17 protein-coding genes are annotated in these 12,349 nt (G+C 32.3%); 5 read left to right on the top strand and 12 right to left on the bottom strand.

What is annotated here, in order from left to right:
- Positions 1-43 precede the first annotated feature (43 nt).
- On the bottom strand, positions 44-739 hold the full coding sequence (locus tag ACE3PD_RS08740; RefSeq protein ID WP_374401538.1) for a DUF6252 family protein: 696 nt from the start codon (positions 737-739) through the stop codon (positions 44-46).
- 173 nt (positions 740-912) lie between these two features.
- Here ACE3PD_RS08740 and ACE3PD_RS08735 point away from each other — a divergent pair, with 173 nt between their 5' ends.
- From ACE3PD_RS08735 to ACE3PD_RS08725, 3 genes are read left to right on the top strand one after another with little or no spacing between them, the layout of a single operon-like run.
- Positions 913-1,467 carry a 30S ribosomal protein S16 gene (locus ACE3PD_RS08735; protein ID WP_194093409.1) on the top strand — a complete coding sequence of 185 codons (555 nt, stop codon included), beginning with the start codon at positions 913-915 and terminating at the stop codon, positions 1,465-1,467.
- 15 nt (positions 1,468-1,482) lie between these two features.
- Positions 1,483-2,010 (top strand): ribosome maturation factor RimM, encoded by a 528-nt coding sequence (gene rimM / locus ACE3PD_RS08730; RefSeq protein ID WP_374401536.1) that lies wholly within the window; start codon positions 1,483-1,485, stop codon positions 2,008-2,010.
- Between the two features lie 53 nt (positions 2,011-2,063).
- A complete protein-coding gene (locus tag ACE3PD_RS08725) occupies positions 2,064-2,723 on the top strand; it encodes a tRNA1(Val) (adenine(37)-N6)-methyltransferase (RefSeq protein WP_374401534.1) in 660 nt (219 codons plus the stop codon).
- Here the strand turns inward: ACE3PD_RS08725 and ACE3PD_RS08720 are convergent, their stop codons facing one another.
- The 4 genes from ACE3PD_RS08720 to ACE3PD_RS08705 are packed head-to-tail and all read right to left on the bottom strand — an operon-like array spanning position 2,724 to position 5,826.
- Positions 2,724-3,638 carry a helix-turn-helix transcriptional regulator gene (locus ACE3PD_RS08720; RefSeq protein WP_374401531.1) on the bottom strand — a complete coding sequence of 305 codons (915 nt, stop codon included), beginning with the start codon at positions 3,636-3,638 and terminating at the stop codon, positions 2,724-2,726. It lies immediately after the preceding gene.
- Between the two features lie 12 nt (positions 3,639-3,650).
- Entirely contained in the window at positions 3,651-4,184 is a 534-nt protein-coding gene (locus ACE3PD_RS08715) for a hypothetical protein (protein WP_374401529.1), read from the bottom strand.
- Positions 4,185-4,196: 12 nt separating this feature from the next.
- Positions 4,197-4,697, bottom strand: a complete 501-nt coding sequence (locus ACE3PD_RS08710) for a hypothetical protein (protein WP_374401527.1) — start codon at positions 4,695-4,697, stop codon at positions 4,197-4,199.
- Positions 4,698-4,740: 43 nt separating this feature from the next.
- A complete protein-coding gene (locus tag ACE3PD_RS08705; protein ID WP_374401525.1) occupies positions 4,741-5,826 on the bottom strand; it encodes an AAA family ATPase in 1,086 nt (361 codons plus the stop codon).
- Between the two features lie 330 nt (positions 5,827-6,156).
- On the opposite strand from ACE3PD_RS08705, the gene ACE3PD_RS08700 reads away from it, so the two are divergent.
- The gene (locus tag ACE3PD_RS08700) at positions 6,157-7,335 is read left to right on the top strand and encodes an acyl-CoA dehydrogenase family protein (protein WP_374401523.1); all 1,179 of its coding nucleotides are present in this window, start codon (positions 6,157-6,159) and stop codon (positions 7,333-7,335) included.
- 124 nt (positions 7,336-7,459) lie between these two features.
- The gene (locus tag ACE3PD_RS08695; RefSeq protein WP_374401671.1) at positions 7,460-8,242 is read left to right on the top strand and encodes a DUF3050 domain-containing protein; all 783 of its coding nucleotides are present in this window, start codon (positions 7,460-7,462) and stop codon (positions 8,240-8,242) included.
- 30 nt (positions 8,243-8,272) lie between these two features.
- On the opposite strand, the gene ACE3PD_RS08690 is transcribed toward ACE3PD_RS08695, so the two are convergent.
- From ACE3PD_RS08690 to ACE3PD_RS08660, 7 genes are all read right to left on the bottom strand, one after another.
- Positions 8,273-8,605 carry a ferredoxin gene (locus tag ACE3PD_RS08690; RefSeq protein ID WP_374401521.1) on the bottom strand — a complete coding sequence of 111 codons (333 nt, stop codon included), beginning with the start codon at positions 8,603-8,605 and terminating at the stop codon, positions 8,273-8,275.
- Positions 8,605-9,060 carry a DUF6036 family nucleotidyltransferase gene (locus tag ACE3PD_RS08685; RefSeq protein ID WP_374401519.1) on the bottom strand — a complete coding sequence of 152 codons (456 nt, stop codon included), beginning with the start codon at positions 9,058-9,060 and terminating at the stop codon, positions 8,605-8,607. Before ACE3PD_RS08685 ends, ACE3PD_RS08690 begins: the two co-directional genes overlap by 1 nt.
- Positions 9,038-9,235, bottom strand: a complete 198-nt coding sequence (locus ACE3PD_RS08680) for a hypothetical protein (RefSeq protein ID WP_111566236.1) — start codon at positions 9,233-9,235, stop codon at positions 9,038-9,040. Before ACE3PD_RS08680 ends, ACE3PD_RS08685 begins: the two co-directional genes overlap by 23 nt.
- 32 nt (positions 9,236-9,267) lie before the next feature.
- Positions 9,268-10,326, bottom strand: a complete 1,059-nt coding sequence (locus ACE3PD_RS08675) for an NAD(P)/FAD-dependent oxidoreductase (protein WP_374401516.1) — start codon at positions 10,324-10,326, stop codon at positions 9,268-9,270.
- A gap of 76 nt (positions 10,327-10,402) precedes the next feature.
- Positions 10,403-10,642, bottom strand: a complete 240-nt coding sequence (locus ACE3PD_RS08670) for a NifU family protein (RefSeq protein WP_026724438.1) — start codon at positions 10,640-10,642, stop codon at positions 10,403-10,405.
- 75 nt (positions 10,643-10,717) lie between these two features.
- Positions 10,718-11,857 carry a P-loop NTPase gene (locus ACE3PD_RS08665; RefSeq protein WP_374401514.1) on the bottom strand — a complete coding sequence of 380 codons (1,140 nt, stop codon included), beginning with the start codon at positions 11,855-11,857 and terminating at the stop codon, positions 10,718-10,720.
- Positions 11,858-12,012: 155 nt separating this feature from the next.
- Complete coding sequence (locus tag ACE3PD_RS08660; protein ID WP_374401512.1) at positions 12,013-12,348, bottom strand: MGMT family protein; 336 nt, start codon at positions 12,346-12,348, stop codon at positions 12,013-12,015.
- Position 12,349: the final 1 nt, after the last annotated feature.

Below are 12,349 nucleotides of genomic sequence, written 5' to 3'. Positions count from 1 at the left end.
CCTGAATCACTCCAGATGGTTTTGATATTTTTGGGTTGAATTTTTAGAATGTAGAGATTGGAATCTTATAAAAAACTCCTTCAGAGAACGTAATTACTTCTCCTTCTTCATTAACCGCATTGAATTTATAACTTCCGGTGAACAATCCGTTTTCAACTTCTTCAATTTCAATTTCTCCATTACTTTGTTGAATGTTGATTACTCTAAACGTAGCATTATTATTTCCTCCAACAATCGTAATTAAATCTCCTGGTCTATAACCAACACCTCTAGCTACAACTGTAATCGCTGTAACCGTCCCATTTGTAGTTTGAGTAGCTACTCTTAATCCAGAACCAGAACCACCTGTGGTTTGAGCTCCAGCTGAATTAGTTTGATAAGCTGTTCCTCTATTAATCATTCCAGAAACCTTAAATGCTGGTCCAGAATATAAACCTGTATCATAATAATCTTCAAAACCATCCACATCATTAGAATAGGAAGCAAAATTATCTTGATTTGTAGTTCCTAATACATAAACTCCAGGATCAGTACTAGAAGTTTCTAAAGTTACCGTTTCATACTGGTTAAATGCCGTAATTATCATTCTGCCATCCGCATCAACAGATACCCTTGCATCATTTGCTCTCCAAAAAACATCATTTTGTTTCGCTTGGAAAGCAGGCGTGTTGGTTTGAATATCTTGCTGACATGAAGCAAAAACTACAACAAGCGCTATAAAAGAAACTATTTTTCTCATTTTAATTTGTATTCGTTTAAATATGTAGGTAACAAAAATAACTTTTTTATTGAAATAAATACATTTTACACAAAAAAATATTTTATACTAACTTATACATTTGTATTGCAAAGTTTTATATATTTGCACCCTTAAATAACCGAGGTCGAGAACCTCAAATTAATCACAAGATTATGTCAGTAAAAATTAGATTACAAAGACACGGAAAAAAAGGGAAACCTTTTTATTGGGTTGTTGCAGCAGATGCAAGATCAAAAAGAGATGGTAAATTCTTAGAGAAAATCGGAACTTACAATCCAAACACTAACCCTGCAACTATCGATTTAAACATCGAGAAAGCTGCACAATGGTTACACAACGGTGCTCAGCCAACTGACACTGCAAGAGCAATTTTATCTTACACAGGTGCTTTATTAAAACACCACTTAGATGGAGGAGTTCGTAAAGGTGCTTTAACTCAAGAACAAGCTGATGCAAAATTAGCTGCTTGGTTAGAAGAAAAAGCTGGTAAAGTTGAAGCTAAGAAATCAGGTTTATCAAAAGCTGAAGCTGATGCAAAAGCTAAAGCTTTAAAAGCAGAACAAGAAGCAAACGCAAAACGTATTGCTGCTCAAGCTGAGGCTGCAAAAGCTGCTGAAGCTACAGAAGAAGTTGCTGAAGAAGTGGTTGAGGCTGCTGCTGAAGAAGCTCCTGCTGTTGAAGAAAACAACGAAGAAACTCAAGCATAATTTTATAGCGATTCCATGCGTAAAGAAGATTGTTTCTATTTAGGTAAAATCGCGAAAAAATTTAGTTTCAAAGGGGAAGTATTGGCGTATTTAGACACCGACGAACCCGAATTGTATCAAAATTTGGAATCAGTTTTTGTTGAAATCAACAAAAGTCTGGTTCCATTTTTTATTGAAAGTAGTTCGCTTCATAAAGATAAATTCTTAAGAATCCGATTTGAAGACATCCAAACGGAAGAAGAAGCTGACGAAATCATGGGAAGCGAATTATACCTTCCACTTTCAATGTTACCAAAATTAGAAGGAACTCAATTCTACTATCACGAAGTAATTGGATTTGATGTAATTGATACCCGTTTAGGAAATATTGGAAAAATTGCCGCTATTAATGACAGTGGTGCTCAACCCCTTTTTGAAATCGATAAAAACGGAACTGAAATTTTAATTCCGCTTATTGATGATTTCATCATTGCACTTGACAGAGCAAACAAAACCATTACTTTAGAGACTCCTGAAGGCTTGGTTGATTTATATCTTGGATAATTCCAATGACTTTTACATTCAAACAATTTCACGTTAATCAAGATCGTTGTGCTATGAAAATTGGCACAGATGGTGTTTTGCTTGGCGCTTGGACTCCGTTAATCAATAATCCGTACAATGTTTTGGATATTGGTGCTGGAACTGGAATTTTGTCTTTAATGCTAGCCCAAAGAAGTAACGCAGAACAAATTGACGCGATTGAAATTGACGAAGATGCTTACGAACAATGTGTTGAAAATTTTGAAGCTTCGCCTTGGAGTGATAAATTATTTTGTTTTCATGCGGGTTTAGATGAATTTGTGGACGAACCCGAAGATGAATACGATTTAATTATTTCCAATCCACCTTTTTATACCGATGATTATAAATCAGATAATGTTTCGAGGGATTTAGCACGCTTTGAAGATGCTTTGCCTTTTGAAGAATTAATTGAAGCTGCTGCCTTATTGCTTTCAGATAACGGGATTTTTTCTGTGATTATTCCTTATAAAGAAGAAGAGCGATTTGTTGCTATGTGTAAAGAATTGGATTTGTTTCCTTTAAAAATGACTCGTGTAAAAGGCACACCAACATCGGAAATTAAAAGAAGTTTACTGGCTTTTTGCCGAATAGAACAAACGCCATTGATTGATGAGTTAGTTATTGAAATTTCTAGACATAATTATACTCGAGAATACATCGAATTGACGAAGGATTTCTATTTGAAGATGTGATTATGTTTTAGAATGTTTATAAGAATCTAAACTTTTTTGGAGTATAGTAATAATTTGATTTTTAAGCGTCTCAGGCTCCAAAACAACAACTTCTGAACCCATAGATAAAAGTTCCATTACAAAATCATAAGTTGGGCTAATATACAATTCGATTACACACTCTTTAGCATTTTCAAAAATTATTTTTTGAGAATGATGCAAAGGTAATGTTTTGATGTAATTCGCTTGTTCGTGAGACAACCATAGTTTAATTTTTTCAGGCTTGATTTCATTCGTAATTATCCCAAAAGAATATTTGAATTTCTCTTCTGCATCAAAATTATTAGGATGTTTATACCTTTTTCGAGTTATTTTCAAGTTTGTGATTCGCTCAAGACCAAAAGTCTTAAAAACGCTATCTTCTGGATCTTGTGCCACGAGATACCAACGATTTTTCGCTTCTTTTAGAGCCAATGGATATACTGTGCGAATTTTTATTTCGTTAATTTCCTTCCAAAATTTTTCATGTGTAAATTCAATTATAAATTGATTTTTAATTGCGTGCAACAAACCATGCATGTTATCTGTTCCTGATAATCTTCTTTTTTCAATAATTATTTGATTAGAAATAGAATCCGACAAATTTAATGCGTTGAAAATTTGAAAAGATTCTATCAATCGTTCCGTTTTGCCTTCATCGGCATCCTCTACAATTTGATATATATTATGAGAACGAGAATATTCAATATCAATGTTATAAATTTCACTTATCTCTTTTACATCTCGTTCAAAAGTACGCTTAGAGATTTCATAATTCTCCTCATTATCTAATGAATGTTTTTTCAAATAAACCTGTAAATCTTTAAAAGAACAAGGATTAGAGCGCAATTTATTAATAATAAGGTGATGGCGTTTGATAAATTGTTTTTTGGACATTGAATACGATTATTAATGTTTTCCTACAATTGGATTGTACTTTTTTCTTAATTCTTGTTCTATTTTGTGCATTACTAAATCATAATATTCCGTTTTAACTTCTACAAAACTTAACCTAAGGTTTAATCCATATAGATGTATTCTTTCCTCTAACTTCAAAGCAGATGTGGTGCTATTAGCAGGTTTCTTAAAATGTTCCAATACTCTTTTTTTAATATTTTCAGATTTACCAATATAAAATGGAATCCATTCTAAGAAATTAATATCTTCTTGATTTATTATCCTTCCTTTTACTGTTCTTGGTGTTTTAGCAATTTCATCTTTATCCCATTTCATTTTAAAATCATCAAAACTAACAAATTGTTTATCTTTTTTAATTTCAAAAAAATAGATTCCTTGAACCTTATTCACTTCACTAAGCATTTCGTACAAATTCGTGTCTTTTTTTAACTCAAATTCTAAAATTTCTTTAAATTTTAAGGTCGAAGTATATTCTATAATATCTTTTGAAAGATTTTTAAGTGCGTCTTCAATTTTTGTTTCCATTTAAAATTTTGTTTAATCAATTATTGATATTAAATATTCATAAGTAGCTTCCCAGTCTGGAAACTTTTCAGAACCAAAATGAATATGAATTCCAGAAAAATTTTCCACTCCATTACAAATTCTGTCATCAATAAGAAATTCACCTATATTTAAATCTTTTCTATGAGTAAGAATAAGCCTTTTAGATGCCACTTCTCCAAAATGCTTCTCAATCCAAATTCTTTTCCCAGTAAATGAATGAGGTGCATTCCACATCGGGGTTGATAAAAAGTAAACGTCAAATTGCTCAAAAAGCTTAGAAACTACATCTACTGCTCCGTTTACCAAAGGCAAGTTATGAAAAAAATCGTCATTTGCTTCACAAATTTCATCTACTTTATTATTTCTAATTGTTGCTTGAATGTGATCGCTTACATGATTTCTATTATTTATTTCCGAATCATAATTTTCTAATGCTTTATCAAAATCAGCAACAACTCCATCCATATCTATATATAAAATTTTCTTTTTCATTGTAATGTTCAATTATTTTAAATTACTTATTTCAGATATTTTACTAATTCCCAAATCCAATTGCTTTTCTTAATTTAGGCTTATAATTTGTTTCAACTTCAAAATTAAATATTTCTGCTAAAGACAGGGAGTTATCTACTTCTATATCATGTCCCAATTTTTTCAACAAATCATTGGTTTTGTTTACTGTTAATGGTTTAAAGTCATAAATAGCTGTTAGTCGACCTTTACGAAGCAATGCTTTATCAATATTCTTTAAATCTGTATTAAATGTAGCTATTACTTGAATCCCTAAACTTTCACCCAACAACCCATCTGTCATATTTAATAAAAACGAAAGTCTAGAGTTATGTTGATTTTCTCTTGATATAATTAAATCTTCCGCATCTTCTATAACTAAAACACAATTTGGATTATCTAATAAGAATTCTGTAAATGCTAAATCATCAAGATTACCTGCTATTTTTGGAGATAAAAAAATCACCTGTTTATTTTGTTGATGAATTAAATACTTCACATAAGTACTTTTTCCTGTTCCTGGCAAGCCATGAAACAAATATAATCCTTTGGTGTTTAATTTTTTTAAATTCTTAACAACCAACTGATGTGTCTTTTTAAAATCATCATTGTAATGTAAATCAATATTTATTTTTGGCTTTTTTATATCAATTTTTTTTGTTAACAAACCTTTGTTATTACTTATAATAAAACTTATTTGAGCTGTTCTTTTTAGCTTAAGTTGAAACTTCAATAATTTATCTTGCAACTCTTGGGCTTCGTTTTCTAAACTTGGCTCAAAAACAATATAAACTGACTGCTGATAAAGGTTTAATATAATTTGATTTTTTAATAAAAAAAAGTGGTCTGAATAAAAGTTCTTCTTTTTTTGAGGATGATATGTTTGATTATAATGTGTTTTAATAATATCTTCAAACATCTCTTTAGCAATCCACTGCCTCATAGCAGTAATATCAATGTTATCTATCACTTTTATATTAGGAATTTCATTAAAATAACCAAAATACATTCTCAAAAGATTTATATAGTTTCCTCCACCATTAAAAACATCAAATGAACTTACATTTAATTTTAACTGATTTATTTGTTTTGCGCTATCTAAATTTTCCATAAATACTTTATTTATTAATAATTTAAAGCAAACTTATTTGTCTATAACGACAAAATATGACGTTGAAATATCTTTTTTTAAAAATTTATAGCTTTTCATATGTAATTAGTGAAAAATCTATATAAAAAGAAACCCTAGCCCAGATAGTAGCGGCATCCTTTTTGTTTTTCAAGCATTTCTTTTACAATGAAATAACGATTTGTTTTTAAAATTCGATAAAACAAAAAGATATAGCGGATAGCTGGAAAAAGCTTCTTATAAAATTATAACACTTGTTCGTTGATTTGTTAAAAATCTTTACTTACTTTTGTGACTTTCAAATCAAAAACTATGAGACCAGACTTATTTCAATCTCCAGATTATTATTTATTAGACGAATTATTATCTGACGAACATAAAATGGTGCGTGATGCTGCACGTGCTTGGGTAAAAAAAGAAGTATCTCCAATTATTGAAGAATACGCGCAAAGAGCAGAATTTCCAAAACAAATTGTAAAAGGTTTAGGAGAAATTGGAGGATTTGGTCCATACATTCCAGTGGAATATGGTGGTGCTGGATTAGATCAAATTTCTTACGGCTTAATCATGCAAGAAATTGAAAGAGGAGATTCGGGTGTACGTTCGACTTCTTCAGTTCAATCTTCTTTGGTAATGTATCCAATTTGGAAATACGGAAACGAAGAACAAAGAATGAAATATTTACCAAAATTAGCCACTGGAGAATTCATTGGTTGTTTTGGTTTAACTGAGCCAGATTTTGGTTCAAATCCAGGTGGAATGGTAACTAATTTTAAAGATATGGGCGATCATTATCTTTTAAATGGTGCTAAAATGTGGATTTCGAATGCGCCTTTCGCTGACATTGCAGTAGTTTGGGCTAAAAACGAAGAAGGAAGAATTCACGGATTAATCGTGGAAAGAGGAATGGAAGGTTTTTCAACTCCAGAAACTCACAATAAATGGTCATTAAGAGCTTCTGCTACTGGAGAGCTTATTTTTGACAACGTAAAAGTTCCAAAAGAAAACTTATTACCAAACAAATCTGGATTAGGAGCACCACTAGGATGTTTAGATTCAGCTCGTTATGGAATTGCATGGGGAGCGATTGGAGCCGCAATGGATTGTTATGATACGGCTTTACGTTATTCAAAAGAACGTATTCAGTTTGACAAACCAATTGGAGCTACACAATTACAACAAAAGAAATTAGCTGAAATGATTACTGAAATCACAAAAGCACAATTATTAACTTGGAGATTGGGTGTTTTAAGAAACGAAGGAAAAGCTACTTCAGCTCAAATATCGATGGCAAAAAGAAACAATGTTGACATGGCGTTAACAATTGCTCGTGATGCGCGTCAAATGTTAGGTGGAATGGGAATTACAGGTGAATATTCTATCATGAGACACATGATGAACTTAGAATCTGTAGTTACTTACGAAGGTACACATGACATTCACTTGTTAATTACAGGTATGGATGTTACAGGTTTCCCAGCATTCAAATAATTAAACAATAGATAAAATTGATACAAAATGCTTCTCTTTTTAGGGAAGCATTTTTACTTTTGTAATGTACGGATTCAAAACCATAAGAAGTCAGAAATTCGTATATGACAATAAAAATTGCCCTATGAATATTCAAACCATAAACAAATCGATTCAAAATCAGAAAGAACAATTATTAAATCATTCGTTATACAATAAAGTAAAAACGATAGACGATTTGCATTGTTTCTTAGAAAACCACATTTATGCGGTGTGGGATTTTATGTCGTTATTAAAAGCATTGCAAAACAAATTGACTTGCACTACTACTCCTTGGTTACCAATTGGAAATCCAGAAATTCGTTATTTAATTAATGAAATTGTTGTAGCCGAAGAAACCGATTTAACATTGGATGGAACACGTCAAAGTCATTTTGAAATGTATTTAGATGCGATGACGCAATGTGGTGCTTCAACAACTCAAATCAATTCTTTTTTGAAGAATGTGGAAGAAACAAAAAACATTTTTGTATCCATAAAACAAGGCGATTTACATCCGAATGTGAAAGCGTTTTTAGATTTTACTTTCCGTGTGATTGAACAAGGAAAACCGCATGAGATTGCAGCTGCTTTTACTTTTGGAAGAGAAGATTTGATTCCGAATATGTTTACCGAAATCTTGAAAAACTTTCAGCAAAATTTCCCTGAAACCGATTTATCAAAACTAATTTACTATTTCGAAAGACATATTGAATTAGATGCCGACGAACACGGACCAATGGCAATGCAAATGATTACTGAACTTTGTGGTGATTCAGAACAAAAATGGAAAGAAGTACAAGAAGTTTCGGTTTTAGCTTTAGAAAAGAGAATCGGACTTTGGAATGCAATTGAAGAGCAAGTAGAACACAAACATGAATTAGTATAAAATGAAAAGCGAGAATTTCTTCTCGCTTTTTTATTGTTCTGGTGCTATTTCAATTTCTAAACCTTCTAAATCTTCTGTAATTGGAATTTGGCAACCTAATCTCGAATTATCCTTTACGTGATAGGCTTCCCAAAGCATAGCTTCTTCATCTGGATTACGTTCTAAAGAAACCACATCATTTAAAACATAACACTGACAAGAAGCACACATCGCCATTCCACCACAAACACCTACGGTTCCTTCTTCGGCTAATTCATACGAACGAATTAACTCCATGATGTTCATGTTCATGTCGGTTGGGGCTAACACTTCGTGTTTAACTCCGTTTCTGTCGGTTATAAAAATTTTTACGTCTTGTGGCATTATTTGTTTTTTTTCTTTAATTGTTCAATATCAAGTAAATCTTTCAATCTTCCTGTTGCCATTTTATTTTTCATCAAATTTTCAAAATCGATATAAGGTACTTTAAAGTTTTCTAGATTTAGAAATAAACGATTTTTGAAAGCTTCATTAAAATTTAAACCGGTCACTTTAGTTAATATTTCAATTTTTCTTGGTTCTACTCCAATGCTCCAAACATCAAATTTATCACTTTCAAAATCTTCAATTGAAAAAATAGGCGCTCCAAAATCTTTATAAACCAATTGTAATTTGTTGTAATTTTCAACTGTTTGATTAATCCACAAATCCATATCACCCGTACTTCTGCCATAGCCATGCAAGATTACAGCATATCCTCCAACCAATAAATAATCGACATCATGTTTATCTAAAAGTTGTAAAAATTCTAAAAAATCAATATTGAATAAGTTCGGCATGTTTTCTTGAAGAAAAAACGGTTCTATCTACTTTCTTATCAGGAGTTGTATCAAAAATAGAATTTATAATATCACAAGCATAATTTAAACGTTCAAGAGGTGTTTTGTCTTCATAAAAAGTCACATGATCATCTGCTTCTTCAAAAGATGATTTACTCACAACGCTCCTGTCCATTCTTATACTTTCCACATTACAAATATAAAAATTTAATCAATCGATTTTACAACTGCTTTTTCAGCTTCTTTTCTAGTTCCATCAAAACCATCTACTCCTGAAACGGTGGTGTATTTCAATACGTAACGTTTTCCTGGATTGATTCTGTTGTAAACACTTTGGCACATTAAAGTAGCTTCGTGGAATCCACATAAAATTAGTTTTAATTTTCCTGGATAAGTATTTACGTCACCAATGGCATAAATTCCGTCGATGTTGGTTTGATAATCTAATGCGTTATTTACTTTGATAGCGTTCTTCTCGATTTCCAATCCCCAGTTGGCAATTGGTCCTAACTTTGGTGTTAACCCAAAAAGTGGAATAAAATAATCACATTCGACTTTCATTCTAGCACCGTTAACTTCAATATCAACAGCGGTAATTCTTTCACTACCGTTAAATCCAACAACTTCAGCCGGAGTAACTAATTTAATTTTACCCGCATTCTTTAATTCTTGTACTTTTTCAACCGAATCTAAAGCACCACGAAATTCGTTTCTTCTGTGAACTAAAGTCACGGAATTTGCTACACTCGATAAGAAAATACTCCAATCTAAAGCAGAGTCACCTCCACCGGCGATTACGATGTTCTTTCCACGATATTTTTCTGGATCTTTTACAAAGTAATCTACTCCACGGTCTTCTTTTTCGTAAAATTCGATATCTTTTAAAATTGGTTTTCTTGGCTCAAATGTCCCTAAACCACCAGCAATAGCTACTGCTTTTGCATGATGTTGCGTTCCTTCATTAGTGGTTACTATAAAAGTTCCGTCTTCTAATTTTTGAATGGTTTCAGCGGTTTCACCTAACGTAAATCCAGGTTGAAATTGCTTGATTTGTTCCATTAAATTCGTAACCAAATCACCCGCTAATACTGAAGGATAACCTGGAATATCGAAGATTGGTTTTTTTGGATATAATTCTGCTAATTGCCCGCCAGGTTGTGGCAAAGCATCAATGATATGACATTTAAGTTGTAAAAGTCCGGCTTCAAATACGGCAAAAAGTCCCGTAGGACCAGCACCGATTATAAGAATATCTGTTTGAATCATTTTTTTAATTTTGAAAGTAGCAAAGTAACAAACTAGTACAATGTAGAAATATGATTTATGTCATACTATTGCTTTACTAAGCAATATTTTCTACTGTTTCAATTTGAGGAACATATTTTTTAATTGTCGTTTCTACACCAGCTTTCATGGTACTGATACTTAAACTACAATTCGTACAAGCACCTTCCAAACGAACTTTAACATGTTTGTCTTCAATAATTTCTACTAATGAGATGTTGCCACCATCCGAATTCAAAAAAGGACGAATTTCGTCTAGTGCTTTTTCAACATTCTCTTTTATTTCTAGTGTAGTCATATTTTTTAGTTTTCAGTCGCAGTTTTCAGTCGCAGTAAACAGCTTAAACTGTAAACTGAGACTGTAAACTGAATACTATTTTTTTACAGCAGAACAACCTGCCATTGTTGTTATTTTGATAGCTTCTGTTGGTGGTAATGTTTCGTTACGATTTACCGTTTCTTGCACTACATTTCTTGTAATATTTTCGAAAACACCTTCTAAAACCGAAGCTGTTTGCAATGCTGCTGGGCGACCGTAATCTCCTGCTTCACGAATGCTTTGTACTAATGGCACTTCACCTAACAAAGGCACTTGTAAATCTTCTGCTAAGTTTTTAGCCCCTTCTTTACCAAAGATATAATATTTATTTTCAGGAAGTTCTTCTGGAGTGAAATACGCCATATTTTCGATAATTCCTAAAACAGGAACATTAATCGATTCTGACATAAACATCGAAACTCCTTTTTTAGCATCGGCTAAAGCAACTGCTTGAGGTGTACTTACAACAACTGCACCTGTGATTGGCAACGACTGCATAATTGATAAATGAATATCGCCAGTTCCTGGAGGTAAATCGATTAACATGAAATCTAATTCGCCCCAATTGGCATCAAAAATCATTTGGTTTAGAGCTTTGGCAGCCATTGGACCTCTCCAAATAACCGCTTGGTCTGGTTTAGTAAAAAATCCAATAGACAGAATTTCTACTCCATAACTTGAAATAGGTTGCATTTTTGATTTTCCATCCACCTCAACTGAAATAGGTTTTGAATTTTCAACATCAAACATTATGGGCATTGAAGGTCCGTAAATATCGGCATCTAAAACTCCAACTTTGAATCCCATTTTTGCCAATGAAACGGCCAAGTTGGCTGTAATTGTAGATTTTCCTACACCACCTTTTCCAGAAGCAACTGCTATAATATTTGAAATTCCAGGAATTTGCTTTCCACGAATTAAATTTGGGTTTTCTGGTTTTTCTGGTGCTTCTACTTTGATGTTTACTTTTACTTTGGCTTTTTCGTATACTTTTTCATGAATTACTTTTATAATATCTACTTCTGCACGTTTTTTAATGTGTAATGCTGGAGTTGACAAAAGTACATCAACAACAACTTCATCGCCAAAAGTAATTACATTTTGAACTGCTCCACTTTCCACCATGTTTTTACCTTCACCTGCTACAGAAATAGTTTCTAAAGCTGTAAGTATCTCTTTTCTATCTAGTTTCATTTTTATTCAGACTGATTTTAGATTGCAAAGATAGGAAGAAGTTTAGACGTTTAAAAGTTTAGATGTTTAAAGTTTTCTTATAATTGAATTGTTAAAATTTATTGTGTACAGAATATTAATTTTAATCACAAAAAAATCAAATATTTTTCCGAAAACTAAAAATTTGGTTCCCAAAAATGTTTGTCAAAATCGATAATTTGATTATCTATCACTTTTATTCCTTCGTTTTCTAAAAGTTGTTGCATTAAATTAGTCCCATCAAAATGATGTTTTCCAGAAAGCATTCCAATTCTATTTACAACGCGATGCGCTGGGACATCTTCTAAATTGTGAGAAGCATTCATAGCCCAACCCACCATTCGTGCTGAACGTGCTGCACCAAGTGCTTTTGCAATGGCGCCATAAGAAGTTACCTTCCCTTCGGGAATTTGGCAAACGATTTCGTAAACACGTTCAAAAAAGTTGTCGTTATTTGATTTTAATTTCGTCAAA

The organism is Flavobacterium sp., assembly GCF_041911335.1.
GTDB lineage: Bacteria > Bacteroidota > Bacteroidia > Flavobacteriales > Flavobacteriaceae > Flavobacterium.
The sequence above is the reverse complement of the archived record's forward strand: the minus strand, read 5'-3'. Positions and strand labels throughout refer to the sequence as shown.